17 protein-coding genes are annotated in these 17271 nt (G+C 63.5%); 3 read left to right on the forward strand and 14 right to left on the reverse strand.

The window, feature by feature from the left end; genetic code table 11:
- Positions 1–139 precede the first annotated feature (139 nt).
- The 7 genes from OCL88_RS17450 to OCL88_RS17480 form a co-directional block, all read right to left on the reverse strand.
- Entirely contained in the window at positions 140–571 is a 432-nt protein-coding gene (locus OCL88_RS17450; protein WP_264963334.1) for a hypothetical protein, read from the reverse strand.
- Between the two features lie 82 nt (positions 572–653).
- Positions 654–1805, reverse strand: a complete 1152-nt coding sequence (locus tag OCL88_RS17455; protein WP_264963335.1) for an App1 family protein — start codon at positions 1803–1805, stop codon at positions 654–656.
- A 66-nt stretch (positions 1806–1871) separates the two neighbouring features.
- On the reverse strand, positions 1872–3134 hold the full coding sequence (locus OCL88_RS17460) for an MFS transporter (protein ID WP_264963336.1): 1263 nt from the start codon (positions 3132–3134) through the stop codon (positions 1872–1874).
- Positions 3131–3637: a MarR family winged helix-turn-helix transcriptional regulator gene (locus tag OCL88_RS17465; protein WP_410868402.1), complete on the reverse strand. Its 507-nt coding sequence runs from the start codon at positions 3635–3637 to the stop codon at positions 3131–3133. The genes OCL88_RS17460 and OCL88_RS17465 overlap by 4 nt, the downstream gene beginning before the upstream one ends.
- A 99-nt stretch (positions 3638–3736) precedes the next feature.
- The gene (locus tag OCL88_RS17470) at positions 3737–4618 is read right to left on the reverse strand and encodes an SMP-30/gluconolactonase/LRE family protein (protein ID WP_264963337.1); all 882 of its coding nucleotides are present in this window, start codon (positions 4616–4618) and stop codon (positions 3737–3739) included.
- 25 nt (positions 4619–4643) lie between these two features.
- A complete protein-coding gene (locus tag OCL88_RS17475) occupies positions 4644–6125 on the reverse strand; it encodes an MDR family MFS transporter (RefSeq protein WP_264963338.1) in 1482 nt (493 codons plus the stop codon).
- A gap of 238 nt (positions 6126–6363) precedes the next feature.
- Positions 6364–7653 carry an adenylosuccinate synthase gene (locus OCL88_RS17480; RefSeq protein ID WP_069696286.1) on the reverse strand — a complete coding sequence of 430 codons (1290 nt, stop codon included), beginning with the start codon at positions 7651–7653 and terminating at the stop codon, positions 6364–6366.
- Positions 7654–8003: 350 nt separating this feature from the next.
- On the opposite strand from OCL88_RS17480, the gene OCL88_RS17485 reads away from it, so the two are divergent.
- Complete coding sequence (locus OCL88_RS17485; RefSeq protein WP_264963339.1) at positions 8004–8636, forward strand: uracil-DNA glycosylase; 633 nt, start codon at positions 8004–8006, stop codon at positions 8634–8636.
- Between the two features lie 148 nt (positions 8637–8784).
- Here OCL88_RS17485 and OCL88_RS17490 read toward each other — a convergent pair whose 3' ends face one another.
- The 5 genes from OCL88_RS17490 to OCL88_RS17510 all read right to left on the reverse strand — a co-directional run bounded on the left by OCL88_RS17490 (position 8785) and on the right by OCL88_RS17510 (position 13462).
- Entirely contained in the window at positions 8785–9207 is a 423-nt protein-coding gene (locus OCL88_RS17490) for a DUF3151 domain-containing protein (RefSeq protein WP_264963340.1), read from the reverse strand.
- Positions 9207–10226 (reverse strand): class II fructose-bisphosphate aldolase, encoded by a 1020-nt coding sequence (gene fbaA / locus OCL88_RS17495; RefSeq protein ID WP_264963341.1) that lies wholly within the window; start codon positions 10224–10226, stop codon positions 9207–9209. Before fbaA ends, OCL88_RS17490 begins: the two co-directional genes overlap by 1 nt.
- A gap of 187 nt (positions 10227–10413) precedes the next feature.
- A complete protein-coding gene (locus OCL88_RS17500) occupies positions 10414–11241 on the reverse strand; it encodes a hypothetical protein (protein ID WP_264963342.1) in 828 nt (275 codons plus the stop codon).
- A gap of 237 nt (positions 11242–11478) precedes the next feature.
- Positions 11479–12162, reverse strand: a complete 684-nt coding sequence (locus OCL88_RS17505; protein ID WP_264963343.1) for a TrmH family RNA methyltransferase — start codon at positions 12160–12162, stop codon at positions 11479–11481.
- A gap of 31 nt (positions 12163–12193) precedes the next feature.
- On the reverse strand, positions 12194–13462 hold the full coding sequence (locus OCL88_RS17510) for a hypothetical protein (RefSeq protein ID WP_264963344.1): 1269 nt from the start codon (positions 13460–13462) through the stop codon (positions 12194–12196).
- Positions 13463–13664: 202 nt separating this feature from the next.
- Here OCL88_RS17510 and OCL88_RS17515 point away from each other — a divergent pair, with 202 nt between their 5' ends.
- Entirely contained in the window at positions 13665–14495 is an 831-nt protein-coding gene (locus tag OCL88_RS17515) for an HAD-IIA family hydrolase (RefSeq protein ID WP_031216301.1), read from the forward strand.
- A 9-nt stretch (positions 14496–14504) separates the two neighbouring features.
- The gene (locus OCL88_RS17520; RefSeq protein ID WP_264963345.1) at positions 14505–15245 is read left to right on the forward strand and encodes a tyrosine-protein phosphatase; all 741 of its coding nucleotides are present in this window, start codon (positions 14505–14507) and stop codon (positions 15243–15245) included.
- A gap of 69 nt (positions 15246–15314) precedes the next feature.
- Here OCL88_RS17520 and OCL88_RS17525 read toward each other — a convergent pair whose 3' ends face one another.
- Positions 15315–16463 (reverse strand): alpha/beta hydrolase, encoded by a 1149-nt coding sequence (locus OCL88_RS17525; protein WP_264963346.1) that lies wholly within the window; start codon positions 16461–16463, stop codon positions 15315–15317.
- A 130-nt stretch (positions 16464–16593) separates the two neighbouring features.
- Positions 16594–17025 (reverse strand): type II toxin-antitoxin system VapC family toxin, encoded by a 432-nt coding sequence (locus tag OCL88_RS17530; RefSeq protein ID WP_264963347.1) that lies wholly within the window; start codon positions 17023–17025, stop codon positions 16594–16596.
- Positions 17026–17271: the final 246 nt, after the last annotated feature.

Raw genomic sequence — 17271 nt, forward strand, 5'->3', positions numbered from 1 at the left:
CTCGTCCTTTACATCACGCCACGCTGTTCACAACGTCCCTGGGAACTACACCTAGGGCGGTTGTTCGCAGCTCATCCTGACCCGGACTCGACATGGAAGGAGCCCTGGCAACGCCCGGGGCTCCTTTCATGGTGTGTGCTTACGCCGGCAACTCCAGCCGGAACCCGCAGTCCATGCACTGGAGGACTTTGGTGCCGAGCCGAACGTCCAGCAATTCCAGCTCATCTGTTCCACAGGCGGGCTTCGCGGTGATGCTCCGCCGGACTTCGACGGGAATGGGAACCATGGGATCGCCACAATGAAGGTAGCTGTCTTCGAAAACAATCAGCCCTTCAAGGTTTTCCTTCGTGTTCAACTTCGAAGCCACTTCGCGCAAGGGAGTGAAGTGGGACTGGGCAAAGCCGCAGTCGGCGCAGGTGTAGGAAACAGCCACCAACAGGCCGACGTCGTGCGAGTGGACCGAATCAATGGAGTGAAGCACCAGATGCTCGCCCGATTGGCAGCGCGAGCACCACATGCGCTCTCCCTGGGGCAGGGACATTCCGTCCGATAAACCGTCTGCCTTTCCCATCGCCTCCACCTCCATAAAGTAAGTATCCTTACTAAAGGATAGCGTAGAAGTGAAGCAGACGGCAGTACCGCCGGGACGAGTTCTACTCAGCGCCTCCCGGGACGTCCTCGCCCGGCAGCTCTGTTGGCCGTGGGCCGCTGGTAATGATGCCGAGCTCTTCCAGCTGGTCGGACATACCCGCACCGTCGGGTGCATAGATCCACGGGACACCGGGGGTCGGTCCGGCGTCGGATGACCGGCCACCGGCAAGGACCGCCTCACCGGCTGACAGCTGCCTGATGGCAATGGCGCACACATTCTCCGGATGCCGCTGGGCGAACTCGGTGTAAATGGCAACGTCATGCTGGCCATCGTCGCCCACCAACAGCCACTTGATGTGCGGGAACTCCTCGGCCAGCCGTTCCAGGCTTCCCTCCTTGTGCTCCCTGCCGCTGCGGAACCACCGGTCCGTCGTGGGTCCCCAGTCCGTGAGCAGCTTAGGCCCGGCCGGATAAAGGTTGCGCGAGAGGAAGCGGGAAAGGGTAGGGGCTACGTTCCAGGCACCGGTGGACAAATACAACACCGGAGCTTCCGGAGCGCTCCGCACGATCCTTTCGTAGAGCACCGCCATGCCCGGAGTCGGGGTGCGGGCATGCTCGTTGAGCACAAACGTGTTCCAAGCGGCCAGGAAGGGCCGGGGCAGGGCGGTCACCATCACGGTGTCGTCAATGTCGGAAATGAGTCCAAAATCAGCGTCGTCCGGAACGATCTGCACCGGAGCTTCCACAACGTCGGATTCGCCCGATTGGAGGCTGACCTTGTGCCAACCCGCCGCCAGGTTAGCGGGAATCCGCGCGTCCACCACTCCCCCGCGGTCCGCCTCGATGTCGTGGACTTCTCCGCCCACCGTGATGCGGACGGCAGCGTGGGCCACCGGCGCGCTCGTGAAGTTGCGCCAACCGCGCATCCCCTCCGTCAGGGGCCGTTTCGAGCCGTTTCCCGAATTGCCGATGTCCCGTGGATCGCTTCGCACCACCCTGGCGAGCACCCGCACCCAGGACGTCGTTCCATACCCAGTATGCGGAACGACCGTCACTACGTGGCCCCTCCGGATGGCGAGGCGGGTCTGGAACCGTAACCACGCGTCGTCGAGCCTTGCAGCCAAGTGGCGGCTGCCCTCCTTGACGGACGACGCCGGGTGGCCGGTTTCGAGGGAATCGGACGGTGTGCGCGGTGCCTGGGAACGTGAACGCATGGCTTTAGTCTGGCACGGGCAGGCGATGCGTTCCCTTACCCGGCTTCACTTTGGGGCTCGGCACGCCTAGGAAGCCTCGGCAGGGCGCCGCCGCGTCCACACGTTGCGGACGTGCTGCCGGAGAGTCTTCTCACTGCGGCGGCTGACCAGGACCACGCACGCCACACCGGTCACCAGGACCACCGCGCCGCCCGCCGCAACCGACCACCGTGCTCCGAATTCGGTACCGATCCATCCCATCAGGGGCGCCCCGATCGCCGTGCCGCCCTGCAGGATCGCAAGGTACAACGCGAGAACGCGGCCACGGAACTGAGGCTCCACGGACAGCTGGATGGTGGTGTTGCAGCTATTGAGGAACGTGATGGAGGCAAGGCCCACAGGAATCAGCACCACCGCGTAGACCCAGAAGCTTGGTGCCACGCTTGCCACCAAGGTGAAGATGCCCAAGCTCAGGGCCCCTCCCAGCAGGAACCTCAACCGCGGACCCGAACGCCTCGCTGCCAGCAACGCACCGGCCAGGGTTCCGATGGCCATGATGGATCCCAGCGCACCGAACTCCTCCGGGCCCATTCCAAACTCTGCTGTGGCCATCAGGGAGTTGGTCACCGGGAAGTTCATGCCGAAAGCACCCAGCAGGCCCACCATCACCATGATCAGTGTGAGGTCAGGGCGTTGGCGCACGTACTGCAGTCCGTCAAGAAACTGGTGTTTTCCACGGGCCACCGGCGTGGCCGGCTCCAGTTGGGAAACCTTGACCCGGAGCAGGGAAATGATGACGGCAACGAAGCTCGCCGCGTTGAGGATGAAGACCGGCCCGGTGCCGATCCACGCAATCAGGACACCCGCGATCGCCGGACCGGTCAGGCGGGCGCTGTTGAAAGACGCCGAGTTGAGGGCCACGGCATTGGAGAGTTTCTCCGGCCCTACGAGCTCAGAGACGAACGCTTGCCGCGCCGGGGCATCCATGGCCGCGGCCAGGCCCAAGGCGGCGGCGGCGATATAGACGTGCCACAATTCAGCCACTCCTGTGACCACCAGCAGACCGACGATGAGGCCGCAGATACCCATGGCAGCCTGCGTCCACAGCAGGATCACCCGTTTGCGGTAGCGATCGGCCAGCACGCCGGCGTAGGGACCGAACAACAGCATGGGAAGGAACTGCAGCGCCGTGGTGATGCCTACCGCCGTACCCGAATGGTCGGTGAGGATGGTCAGGACCAGCCAGTCCTGGGCCACGCGTTGCATCCACGTACCGATGTTGGAGACCAGCGCGCCGCCTGCCCAGAGCCGGTAGTTGGGGTTTTCCAAGGCTTTGAACATGGCACTCACTTGGCACTCATCTCCTGCATGATGAGGGCCGCCCGGCTCAGGGTGAGCCGATCCTCTTCGCTGAGCCCGGCGACGCGCCGGGCAAGCCATGCCGTTCGCTGGCTGCGGGCCTCGGCCAGGACTTCCTTACCCGCCGGGGTGATGCTGATCTGCACCTGACGGCCATCGCCGGGATGCGCTTGCCGGGACACGAACCCCTGGTCCGTCAGTGCATTGACGATGCGGGTCATCGAGGGCGCCTGTACGTGCTCACGCTCAGCGAGTTCCCTCAGCGTCTGCGATCCCGCCCTGAGGTGGGCGAGCACGGTGTATTGACCCGGAGTGATGACGTCACCCGTGGCTTCGATGCGCAGGCGCCGGGACGTGCGCATCACGGCTGTTCGAAGATCGATGGCAAGGAGATCCGGCTGGATGCCCGGATCGGTTATTGGATCGGCTGGTGCTATGGCTCCGGTCAAATGGGATCCGGTCGCGTTGGTTTCGCTTGCGTTGGTTCCGGTCAAGGGGAGGCGCCTCCTGAGGTCGGCATAATAGTTAGCAGTGCTAATTAGCTCCGCTAACTATTATGCTCCTCCCCTCAGCACCCTGTCCATGGGATGTGATCAGGCTTGCTTGCGACTGACCGTGCAGTCCGTCGTTCCCGTCCGAAGGCGGTAGAGCGAGGTGGTGGCCGTGATGTAGAGATCCTGCCCGTCGGGACCGCCGAAGCAGAGGTTGGACACCTTCTCGGGAAGTTCGACGGCGGCCAGCAGACCGCCGTCTGGGGCGTACACCCGGACCGAGGGTCCGGCGGATGTCCACACCCTTCCCTCGACGTCCACCCGAAAACCGTCCGAAGGGCGGTCGTCCTCGAGCTCGACGAATGTTCTCCCGGCCCCGCAGGTCCCGTCCTCAACCGGGTAGGCCGCAATGCGGTACGGCGATCCGCGGTCCCGGCCGGCGGTGTCCGCTACATAAAGGAATGACTCATCCGGGGAGAACGCCAGGCCGTTGGGATGGATCAGGTCGGTGACAACAGCGGTCAATTCAGGGGTGGCCGGGTCGAAGCGAAAAACATAACAACCGCCATACTCCTGATCGCCCTCATGGCCTTCCACAGTTCCGGGCAGAATGCCGTACGGCGGATCCGTGAACCACACCGCGCCGTCACTGGCCACCACAACATCGTTGGGCGAATTGAGCCGGTGCCTGCCGAACGAATCCACCAAAGGCGTCACCACGCCGTCGTGATCCCGTTCCACCCGCCGCCTCCCGTGGCTGCACTGGACGACGCTGCCGTCGCGGTCCAGGGTCCGTCCGTTGGTGAACTCGACGTCGGTGGCATACTCCCGGGTTTGGCCGGTTTCAGAGTGGAATTCGAGGATCCGGTTGTTGGGGATGTCGCTCCAGCGGACGGTTTGGGTTGCCGGGATCCAGACGGGCCCTTCTGCCCAAATAGTGCCCTCGAACAACTTCTCCACGGTGCCCGTGATCAGCTCTTCCACGCGGTGTCCTTCCAATGGTTTCGGTCTAGCGCTCTGACTCGGTTGCTTTCGCTCCAATATCCGCAGGCATTGAGTCACGGTCGGAGGCTTCCGCAGTTTGCCGGCCTTTCGCAGCTTCCCGTGGCATGGCCAGGACCGCGACGACGGTCAACGCGGCGCTGACGAGCACGGCAAAGAAAACCGCCGTCGATGCCGCCCCGGTACTTTGCGGGTTGGGCCCGCCGCTACTGGAATATATGGCGTTGGCAACAGCGCCGAAAACCGCGACGCCGATGGAACTGCCGATGGAACGGGCAAACAGGTTGGTGCCCGTGACCACGCCGCGTTCATTCCACTCAACGCTCGTCTGGGCCGCGATGAGGCTCGGAGTCGCAACGAGCCCCAGACCAAGTCCCACCACGAAGCAGGCCGCTGCCACCAGCAGGACACTGGGCGAAGACGCCGTGAGGGCCAGGATTCCGGTGCCGGCAACAGTAATGAAGATCCCGATGATCGCCGTGTTCCGGAACCCGATACGGAGGTAGAAGCGGCCTGCCTGGGATGCGCTGATGGGCCAACCAAGCGTCAGCGCCGCCAATGCCAGCCCGGCCAGGAGCGGCGAGGCGGACAGGGCGCCTTCAAGGAACGTCGGCACGTACGTGGTGAGGCCAAGCATCACGGCACCGATCCCGAACGCGACCAACGCCGTCGTGGCCAGCAGCCTGCGGGAAACCACCCACGGCGGAAGGACCGGTTCCGCGGCCTTCCGCTCAACGAACAAGAAGGCGGAGAAGAGGACGGCGCCGCCGACGAAGACACCGATGCTGATGGGAGAGTTCCACGCCCAGGCCTCGCCTCCCTCAAGTGCGCCGAGGATGAGGAGGCTCAGTGCCGTGGTGAGGAGCGCAGCACCCAGGTAGTCGATCCGATGGTTGGTGCGATCGACGTTCTCGTGGAACGTCCGGACGAGCACCCAGCCCGCCAGGATGCACAGGGGAATGTTGATGAAGAAGATCCAGCGCCAGATCTCCAAAGATGCGAAGACGCCGCCGAGCGTCGGCCCCACCACGGAGGAAACGGCCCACACGCTGGCAAGGTAGCCCTGAACCTTCGCCCGCTCGGCCAACGTGTAGATGTCGCCGGCAATCGTGATCGCCACCGGCTGCACCGCACCTGCACCCAAGCCCTGCAGCACCCTGAAAGCGATGAGCGCCGGCATGCTCCACGCCAGGCCGCACAGGATGGAGCCGAGCAGGAAGAGCCCGATGCCGGCAAGGATGATCGGCTTCCGGCCCAGGACATCGGAGAGCTTTGCGTAGACCGGGACCGATACCGCCTGGGCCAGCAAGTACGCCGAGAACAGCCAAGGGAAAGAGGAGAAGCCGCCGATGTCTTCCACGATGGACGGGACCGCTGTTGCGACGATCGTTGCGTCAATGGCCACCAGTCCCGTAGCCAGCATCAGTGCAATGAGAATCGGTCCCCGCTTGGAACGGAAGCCGACGCCGTCCTCGATCTCCGTGCTCATACCCCTTCAACCGTCCTCAACTCGTCGCGTCCGTGCTGGTGCTCCACATCCGTGCTGGTGCCCCACAAGTGTGCTGGTGCCCCAAAATGAGGTAACCCCGCGGGTAGCGGAATTAGTCCCGGGCTTGGAAATAAGAAAGGCGCCTATCGCAGCGGCCGGAACAACGACGACGGCGGGCCGCCACCAAGGTTCCTTTCGAACCCAAGGGCGACCCGCCGTCGTCGTAATTCAGCGAGGGTTAGTCGTTGATCAAGTCGTGGACAACGATCGTCTGGTCGCGGTCCGGGCCGACGCCGATGGCCGAGAAGCGCGTACCGGAGAGCTTCTCGAGGGCCAGCACGTAGTTGCGCGCGTTCTCGGGCAGGTCTTCCAGGGTGCGGGCACCAGTGATGTCCTCGGTCCAGCCGTCGAAGTACTCGAAGATCGGCACCGCGTGGTGGAACTCGGTCTGCGTCATGGGCATCTCGTCATGGCGGACGCCGTCAACGTCGTAGGCCACGCAGACGGGAATCTGCTCGATGCCGGTGAGAACGTCCAGCTTGGTGACGAAGTAGTCGGTGAAGCCGTTGACGCGGGAGGCGTGGCGGGCCAGGACGGCGTCGTACCAGCCACAGCGGCGCGGACGGCCGGTGTTCACGCCGAACTCGCCACCGGTCTTCTGCAGGTAGACGCCCATCTCGTCAAAGAGTTCCGTGGGGAACGGGCCGGCGCCAACGCGGGTGGTGTACGCCTTGATGATGCCGATGGAGCGGGAAATCCTGGTGGGGCCGATGCCCGAGCCCACCGACGCCCCGCCGGCAGTCGGGTTGGAGGAGGTCACGAACGGGTAGGTGCCGTGGTCCACGTCCAGGAACGTTGCCTGGCCGCCTTCCATGAGCACAACCTTGCCCTCATCCAAAGCGTTGTTGAGTTCGAGGGTGCTGTCGATCACCAACGGGCGCAGGCGCTCGGCGAAGGACAGGAAGTACTGAACGATCTCTTCGGTCTCGATGTCCCGGCGGTTGTAGACCTTGACCAGGAGTTCGTTCTTCTGGCGGAGCGACCCTTCCACCTTCTGGCGGAGGATGGATTCGTCGAAGACGTCCTGGACGCGGATGCCCAGGCGGGCCACCTTGTCCATGTAGGCCGGGCCGATGCCGCGGCCCGTGGTGCCGATGGCGCGCTTGCCGAGGAAACGCTCGGTGACCTTGTCCAGCACCTGGTGGTACGGAGCCACGAGGTGGGCGTTCGCTGAGACGCGGAGGCGGGAGGTGTCTGCGCCGCGGGCTTCGAGGCCATCGATTTCCTGGAACAGGGCCTCGAGGTTCACCACGCAGCCGTTGCCAATAATCGGAATGGCGTTGGGGCTCAGGATGCCTGCGGGGAGGAGCTTGAGCTCGTACTTCTCGCCGCCCACCACCACGGTGTGCCCGGCGTTGTTGCCGCCGTTGGGCTTGACCACGTAGTCAACGCGGCCACCGAGCAGGTCGGTTGCTTTGCCTTTGCCTTCATCGCCCCACTGGGCTCCGACGATCACGATTGCGGGCATGGGATCCTCCCCCATTCTTTCGGGCCGGGCCGCAGGGCCTGGCGCCGTACATGAGAACGCCCCGACAGTACTTGGCACAGCCTGCCGCGTACGGCGGCATATGCAAGAGGTTCGGGGCTCTTACCAGCCAAGTTTAGCCGATCAGCATACAAAGTCCGGCTTTAAGGGACACCCCGCGGCGCAGGCCGCCCCGTTGCGAACGGACGGCGCGCCGGTGGATATCACGGGTCGTCCAACAGTCCGGTAAGGTTAACCAGCCCCCACCAGCACCCTTTTGAGCATCGGCAGCGGCATGCCCGCGGCCGGCACTCTTGTGTGCGCGCTGTAACACCTAGGAGACCTAACTTCCGATGCAAGACCTGGCGACTGACTCACCCGAACAACTCCTCTGGAACCGCCGTTACGAAGAGCACATCGCCGAGGTCAACTCGCTGTGCGATTCGCTCAAGGAACAGAAGCCCGGAAGCGAGGTCCTCTACATCGATCCCGCGCACAGCATCGACGACTGCCGCATCGTGAGCCTCTTCTCCAACCAGCGCACCACCTCCGGCGAGGGCTTCATCCGTCCCGGCGACGAGGAAGCCACCACCCGCATGCTCGGAATGCAGTGGCAGCTTGGCCTCCGTCCGGAGTACGTCATTCCGTGGAACGCTTACCCGTGGATCGAACCCAACGAGGAGCCGGGCAAGCTCACTCCCGCGAACATCACCGAAGGCCTCAAGCCGCTCCTGCGCCTCCTGCAGCTGCTCCCGCGCACTTCCGCGCTGGTGGCGCACGGCAATGAGGCCCACCGGCTTGCCGACCAGCTCATGAAGGCAGCTCCGGCCAGCATCGCCCGCCGCGGCTTCAAGACGTTCAAGGTCCGCTCGCTGGGCGGCCGTTCCTTCGCCGGAACCCCCGAACGCCAGCAGGAATACCTGGACGCCATCCACGCGGCATACGCCGAGGCCATGGCTCGCACGGGCATCCCCCGCAAGGCTTAGTCTTCACCCCCAACTAACTGGCATTAGGGGTTGTTCTCAGCGCTCAGAGCAACCGCTGCTGCCAGCTACTTGGGCGGCTTAACGACGACGGCGACCCTCGCCATGTAGGTGAGGGTCGCCGTCGTCGTTTGTACTTTGTTGACGCGCCTTAGCGGGCTTCCAAAGCCGCTTTCGCGTTCGGGTCCGAGTCGTTGAGGAACTTCTCGATCCGCTCCGGCTCGTCAGCCTCGCCAATAGCGGCAGCCGCCCGGCCCAGCGCGTACAGTGCGCGCAGGAAACCCTGGTTGGGCTCGTGCTCCCACGGGATAGGGCCTACTCCGCGCCAACCGTTGCGGCGCAGGGCATCCAGCCCGCGGTGGTAACCGACACGGGCGAACGCGTAGGACTCGATGGTCCGGCCCTCCGCCCAGGCTTCTTCCGCGAGGATGGCCCACAACAGGGAAGACGTGGGATTCTGCGCTACGAGGTCCAGTGCTTCCTTGCCGAGGGCGAGGTGCTGGTACACGTCGGTTTCGGCGGGCAGGAGGGTAGGCTCCGGCCCCATCAGGTTCTTGCGGAATTCGTCGGACATTAGAACGTCTTGCCGGCCGATCCGAGCTGCTGGGCTGCCTCGACGATGCGTGCTGCCATGCCGGCTTCGGCCGAAGCGCCCCAGACGCGGGGGTCGTAGGTCTTCTTGTTGCCCAGACCGCCATCGACCTTCAGGACGCCGTCGTAGTTGGAGAACATGTGCCCGGCCACAGGACGCGTGAACGCGTACTGGGTATCGGTGTCGATGTTCATCTTGATCACGCCGAAGGAAACAGCATCCGCGATTTCCTGCTCGGTGGAACCGGAACCGCCGTGGAAGACCAGGTCGAACGGGTTTTCCTTGCCGATCTTGGCGCCGACCTCGGACTGGATCTGCTTGAGCAGTTCCGGGCGGAGCTTGACGTTGCCCGGCTTGTAGACGCCGTGGACATTGCCGAAGGTCAAGGCGGTCAGGTAGCGGCCGTGCTCGCCCGCACCCAGGGCCTCGATGGTGGCCAGGGCGTCCTCGGTGGTGGTGTAGAGCTTGTCATTGATCTCGTTCTCCACGCCGTCTTCTTCACCGCCGACGGTGCCGATCTCAACCTCGAGGATGATCTTCGCGGCAGCAGCGCGCTGCAGCAGTTCCCGGCCGATGCGCAGGTTGTCCGTGAGGGTCTCGTGGGAGCCGTCCCACATGTGCGAGTTGAAGATCGGGTCCTTGCCGGCCTTCACTGCTTCCTCGGAAGCAGCCAGCAGCGGCAGGACGAAACCTTCGAGCTTGTCCTGCGGGCAGTGGTCCGTGTGCAGGGCGATGTTGACGTTGTAGTTCCTGGCAACTTCACGGGCGAACGCGGCGAAGCCCAGCGAACCGGCCACCATGTCCTTCACCGAAGCGCCGGACCAGTAGGCCGCGCCACCGGTGGAAACCTGGATGATGCCATCCGATTCGGCCTCGGCGAAACCGCGGATCGCAGCGTTCAGAGTCTGCGACGACGTCACGTTGACCGCAGGGAAGGCGAAGCCGCCGGCCTTTGCGCGATCGATCATCTCGGAGTAAATCTCTGGGGTTGCAATGGGCATGGTGACTCCTATGCTGAATTCGTCTGTGGGCGGGTAACCCTGGAGTAGACCGCTTACGGCTAGCACCATCCTAGCGATAACCGCCCGGGCGCCGTGTTTCGGGTCACTTGGGGTGGTAACACTTCCGCTTCGATGGCGCGAGATGGCATTTAATGGCAATCCCGACCATTGGGATTGCCATTAAATGTCATCTCGGTGCCCAGCCTCGGCTCAGGAGCGCGCGACGCACCTTGTGAACGACGGCGGGTCTGTCGCCTTCAAGGTCGCGTTTGGAAATCCGGACCTCCAGCCAGCCATGGGCCAGCGACTTTTCCTGGCGTTCGATGTCCCTCAGATGTTGCTCAAGGCCGCCATGGTGCCGCCCGTCGTATTGAAGGGAGACCTTATACTCCCGGTACGCTCCGTCAGGCCACAGCACAGCTTGCCCAAGGTGATTGCGCACCACAAGGTTCAACTCTGGCTCGGGAAGCTTCGCGTCGACCAGTGCCAGCCGCATGAGGGTTTCCGGAGCAGAATCAGCCCCCACACGGATGAGTTCCAAAGCTGCCCGGGCCGTTCGCACTCCCCGCATGCCCGGGTGGCGGCGCACGATCTCCGCCAGTTCATCAGTAGAGCATATGGCGGCTTTAGGAACAGGGAAGTCGGGACCGTGGGAGCACACCAGGTGGTCGCCGGCGGCAACGAGGTCTTCCACGTTCAGGACGGCGGCCAAGTCCAGCCATGTCCGCGCAGGCGAGATGAGTCTGACGCCGTCGTACGCGACAGTCTCCTCGGGAAGAAGCGTGAGGAGGTGACCCACTACGTTGATCCTCCGAGGAAAACTGAATCCCCGGCGTCGTGCGAGGTGTATGCGCCAATCGCCACTGACGTTGACAGGCAACGGCATATCCCAGATCCTCGCCGCACTCAGGGACGCCAGCACTGAGGTGTCATCCAGATCCGTATAAGCGCGCAGGGCGGCAGTTCCGGCGGCACCGGACACGGCGGGCACGCGTATGCCGCGCGAAACAAGCACCAAATCCTTGGCATGGGTCCGCGACCGCGGTACGCCCGCCTTGTCCGAAGCGCGCACAGAGAATGAACCAGTTGTGAGATGTTCCGGTAGTTCTTTTCTGCGCATGCCCCATTCTGGCTACCCAAGCTGTGCCTCGATCGGGTTATCCACAGTTCGCACTGCTCACCCCGCGTCGAGATGGCACTTAATGACAATCCGCCCGCCCTACATTGTCATCAAATGTCATCTCGGCGGGGGCTACACGGGCTGGTTGAACACGTGGCGCCGGACCCACGCGTGCATCGCGATCGCGGCGGCGGATGCTGCGTTCATGGAACGCGTCGAACCGAACTGCTCAATGGAAAGGGTTGCGACTGCGGCATCGTGCACCTCCGGGGTCAGGCCCGGCCCCTCCTGGCCAAACACGAGGACGCAATTCTCCGGGAGGTCGTAGGTCTCCAGTGGCACCGAATCCGGGAAGATATCGATCCCAATGATCGCCAGCCCCTCCCCCTGGGCCCACTCCACAAAGTCCTCCACCGTGGGGTGGTGCCGGACATGCTGGTAGCGGTCGGTGACCATGGCACCGCGACGGTTCCACCGCCGTCGACCAATGATGTGGACCTCCTTGGCGAGGAAGGCATTGGCCGTGCGGACCACGGTTCCGATGTTAAGGTCGTGCTGCCAGTTCTCAATGGCGATGTGGAAGGAATGGCGCTTGGAATCCAGGTCCGCGACGATCGCATCGTGCTTCCAGTACCTGTACTGGTCCACCACGTTGCGGCGGTCGCCGTCCCGCAGGAGGTCCGGGTCCCAATGGTCGCCTTCGGGCCACTCACCTTCCCAAGGCCCGACGCCGACCTCCGGTTTCGCCTCCGCCTCACCGTCGGTGGCGGCGCTGGCAGGAGTGGGCTCGGTTGCTTCGGGGGGAAGGTCAGTCACCCCTCAACTTTAGCTTCGCCGGTCGGCGCTCCTAACCGAGCTTCCACTTGTTGATGCGGTAGGAATTGGCCAGCTGCTGTATCAGTCCCGGGTGGGCATCCCAGTACTCCTTGTGCCCGCTGACTCCCAGCATCTGCGGGGTTCCCCACGGCGTGACCGAGAAGAGGTTGACGGCCTGGATCTCTTCGCCGCGGGCGTTGGTGCACGTAAACCCGATGACTACAGCAGCGCCACGGCGGAATTCCCGGATCTCCGGCATGCTGGTTGTGAAGTCCGAGGCGCACTTATGGCCAACCAGGTTCTGCGGCAGCTCCGTTGCGGTCATGCCCTTGAACCTGGCTTCGATCTCCTCAATAGCGGCCTTTACCTTTGCCGGGTCCTTGCCGTATTTGCCCTCTTCGGACTCGGCGAAGAACGCGTAGGCGAGCGCAATTCCGTCGCCGTCCGTTTCCGTTGTGCCTTGCGCCCTCTTCTGGATCTCAGCCCCAGTTGTGGGGTCCTTCGTGATGCCGAAGGACTCATCGTGCGTCCACTCAGCCAAGTACTGGAAAGACGACTCCCCCGTGACCCACTTGCTGAACTGCGGGTCACCGTCCGCGGGGACGTTGGACGGGCCATCGAAGCTTTCCCACACCGAAGGGAGGGCAATGGCGCCATCGGGCATGCCCGAGGCGTCCGAGTCCTCCGATGGTTCCTCTGCTGCAGCGTCGTCGCTGGCTGGCTGGTCGCTGTCCGGCTGGTCGCTTGCGGGCGCCGATTCGGCCGGGGACGGCTCAACCGTCGACGTCGGATCCCCGGCGGCTACGGGCTTGGTCATCGAAGGGACCAGCAACGTGAAGACCACCACCAGGGCAATAATGACGACGACGGCGAGGCCACCGAGGATGAACAACAGCGGCTTCTTGTTGGGGTTGCGTTCGGGTTGGTTGCCTCCGAATTGGTTGCCGTCGAACGGGCCGCCGGGTGCTGGATATCCGGGCTGCGCGGTGTAGTTGGGCCGTGCCGACTGGCCGGGCTGGGCCGGGTAGTTGGGCTGTACGGACTGGCCGGGCTGGGCCGGGTATCCGGGCTGCGCCGCCTCGGGCTGCGCCGGGTATCCGGGCTGCGCCGCCTCGGGCTGGTAAATCGGCTGGGTCTGCTCCGGCCGGTACTGCCGGTACTGATCCGCGTTGGCCGCCTGCGGCGGCTGGGGAACGCCGTCGGGGTTGTATCCGGGTTGCGGAGCGCCCTCCGGGTTGTACGGCGGCTGGGGAACGCCGTCCGGGTTGTACGGCGGCTGGGGTGTTCCGTTGTTGCTCATGCAAGGCCTTTCAAGCGCTGGGACCGGCCCCGGAGTGCCTGAGCCCTCCCAACAGTAGGTAGGTCCAAGGTGTTGCGCGCAAGTCAAACCGGCTTTCGCAGATGGGTACTTCTACCCACATAGAAAGATTCAAAGGTGTCTGCTCGCCCCAAAAATGAAAGACTGGGATGCAGTGAATGACCAATCCCAGCCGGAGGCGAATATGGCAGATGAAACCGTGCCCACCACAACCAAATCGGTGTACCGCAGCGGCAAGGAGATTGAGTGCTGGCTGACGGATATGGACGGCGTCCTGGTCCACGAAAACCAGCCCATTCCCGGTGCTGCCGAACTTATCCAACGCTGGGTTGATACCTCCAAGCGCTTCCTCGTACTGACCAACAACTCCATCTTCACTCCGCGTGACCTCGCGGCGCGGCTGCGTGCCTCGGGCCTCGAGATCCCGGAAGAGAACATCTGGACGTCCGCCCTTGCCACCGCCCAATTCCTGAAAGACCAAGTTCATTCCTCGGACTCCGGAAACCGCGCCTACACCATTGGCGAAGCAGGCCTCACAACGGCCCTGCACGAGGCCGGCTTCATCCTTACGGATACCGATCCCGATTTCGTGGTGCTCGGCGAAACCCGCACCTACTCCTTCGAAGCCATCACCATGGCCGTCCGCCACATCCTGGCCGGCGCCCGCTTCATCGCCACCAACCCGGATGCCACGGGTCCCTCCAAGGACGGTCCCCTTCCCGCGACCGGGGCAATAGCTGCCATGATCACCAAGGCGACGGGTCGTGAACCGTACATCGTAGGAAAGCCGAATCCCATGATGTTCCGATCCGCCATGAACCAGATCGATGCCCATTCAGAGACCACTGCAATGATCGGCGATCGCATGGACACGGACATTGTTGCCGGCATGGAAGCAGGCCTGCATACGGTCCTGGTGCTGAGCGGCATCACCCAGCGCGAGGAAATCGTGTCCTTCCCGTTCAGGCCCAACCAAATCCTGAACTCGGTGGCCGATCTCAAGAGTCAGATCTAGGAGACCACTATGGCTGTGCTCAATCTGCGTCCCTTGGCTGGAGGCCGGATACTCAGGGGGAGCCAGCCCTTCGGCCTCGATGCCGCCGGCACTTCAAACTTCCTGGAGCAGCACGGGATCCAAGCCATCATGGACCTCCGCAGCGACCTCGAGCGCAGCATTGTGCCTTGGCTGGTGGATTCGGACGCGGACGGCAGCGTTCCCCCTGCAGGGACGCCGTCCCGCGTCGGAACGGGGGCGCCGTCCCGCGTCGAAGTCATTCATAACCCTCTGGACCCTAATGCGGTGGCAGGGTCCTTACAGGCAGTGGAAACACCCGAGGATCTGGGTGAGCTTTACCTGGGTTGGCTTCGGGTCCGCCCGCAGTGGGTGGCCGACGCCCTCCGGCCTGTGGCACAGGGGCGGCGCACGCTGGTTCATTGCTCCCTGGGCAAGGATCGGACCGGGGTGGTCTCGGCAGTGGCGCTCATGGCTGCAGGCGCGTCGGATGAGGCCGTCGTGAACGATTACACTGCCACGACGGCGAACCTCCCCGACGTGCTGAAAGTCATGGCGGACACCTGGCGCTTGCACGTTCCGTCCACCCCGGCCCAGTACTTCAGTCCGGACCTCATGATCCTGCAGAGCCCGGAAGCGGCCATCCGGCATTTCCTGGTGGGATTCGCCAAGGAATTCGGTGATGCCCGCGCCTTCCTCAACGAGGCCGGCCTGACCGCCGTCGAGGTTGAGAGGCTTCGCGACGGTTCCTGAGGCACGGCCCCCTCCAGCCCAAACGGACCAGCCCAACCGGACCAGCCCAGCTCAGCCGACGCCGGTCACTCAAGCCGGCCGGATGATGCGCCCGTCCGGCGTCCGGTAGGACGGTTCTTCGGGTGCCGGCGGTAACGGATCGAGCTGGTTCTGAATGTGCTCAATCAGCGGTTGGTAGACGTCGGGATTCCATTGGGGGCTGGCGTGTGCCGGCCGGGCGCCCGCGGTGCTCAGGATCGGAAGCTTCATGTTCTGCGCAAATACTTTGCTCCACCCGGCCCGTGCAGTGAGGTAGTTGACCGTCCCGTCGGCCGAGTTGCCCATGTACGCCATCTTGGCCGGACCCAGCTTCCCGACGAAGCGCAAGCCATCAAAGTGGTAAATGTAGGCAGATTCCGTCTGGATCAGAACGCTGGACGGCGCGATGGGCGAAAGCTGTTCGGCCGTTTGGTCGAGGATCTGCCGCCAGGAACGCTCATCCTTGTGAACCACCCGCTCCCCCAGCTCGTAGCCGCCGCGAAGTACCGAGGGAATCCTGAAGCCGTTCTCGTAGAGGAACACCACACCGTCGAACCAGCTCTTATCCAAAACGTCAGCACGGTTGAACGGGCTTGAATCGAGGACGATGAGTTCCGTCTCAACGCCATGCAACTCCAGGAGGCGGGCAGCCACTTGCGTCGCGAGCATTCCGCCGAAGCTGTGTCCGTAAAAATAGAGCTTCTCGAGGCCCAGCTCACGGACGTAGAGGATTACCTCTCGGACCACCTCGTCAACGTCCAGCCCCAGGTTGGAATATCCCACGGCAGCGAGGCGTCCCCGCTGGTGGAGTGCCGGGCGCAACGAGTTAAGGATCCATTGCGCTTCTTCCCAGCTGGTTTTGTAGCCCGGAAAGAGGATCCAGCTGGCTTTAGGGAAGTACAAATCGGAGAACTGATCCGGGATGCGGAGGATTTTCGGTGCGCGCCGCTCAGCCTGCACGTGGCGGGTGAAAAGCATGTCGCCCGCCAGGGCTGCCGACGCGCCCGCAGCCACCAGGAAGTTACGGCGGGACGACTTCTTCAGGCGGGCAGCGTGAGGCAGGATCCGGGCCCACGAACCCGGATCCTCCGCTGGCTCCGTCCCTGCTCCGGGCTCAGGGCCCGGTTCAGGCTTGGCGGGCAGCGGGAGGTCTTCTTCCACTTCCGGCGGTACCGGAAGTTTCCCTACCTGAACGCCCACGCAGCCAGCATAGGCTTCGAATGCTCCACCTGACAGTCCTGTGGAATCTGCCCCGTCGGTGCCTTTAGGATGCGCCCTCGGAGGATTGCCCTCGCCTTTCCCGACCCGATGATTTTGCCTGCTTCTGCCCTTAACCGAAGATTTCTTTGAACGAGTATGCCGATGACCAATCCGGGTGTTGCTGAAGCCTGTTCAGGACGTCAGTCATGTTCTTATCCGACGTCATGACGACGGTCGCAGCCGCGGCAGAAGCCACATGTATAGCGTCAAGGGATTTGACGTGGAACGGAATTTCCATGGCCCGGTCCAGAACGGCACTGGAGATGGGCATCACTGTTATCTGCTTCAAGAAGAGATCGACCTGCGCGCCGAGGTTATGGTTGCCGTCCCGCACGGCTACACGTGCCGCCTCCAACTGCGTCAGTTTGCTGGTGCATAGCTGGTTCCAGAGGTCCGCTTGGTCAAGGTAATCCAAGAGCGATTGACGGGAGGGATGCTGAGGCGTAAGGAGCCGGATCAGTGAAGATGTGTCCAAATAGCATCCCGCGCTGACGATCGGCATCAGTAGCGCTCTCCTTCGCGCATTGCATGAAGGGTAGCCTCGGAGTCAAAGGTCACCGTGGATGCCATAACGACGTCCCTCGCCGACCGGCGCTGAGCCGTGACAGCTCGGTGGACGGCTTCAATTTCGTCGTGATTTCTCAGGACAGACGCCGGAACTACGTACGCCACGACGTCCCCGCGCCGGCCATAAGTTACAGGTATGACGTTGCCTTCGCGTACCTGCCGGAGGATCTCGCTGGACGAG

Origin of the sequence: Paenarthrobacter sp. PAE-2, assembly GCF_026013155.1 — a bacterium.
GTDB classification, from domain to species: domain Bacteria; phylum Actinomycetota; class Actinomycetes; order Actinomycetales; family Micrococcaceae; genus Arthrobacter; species Arthrobacter ureafaciens.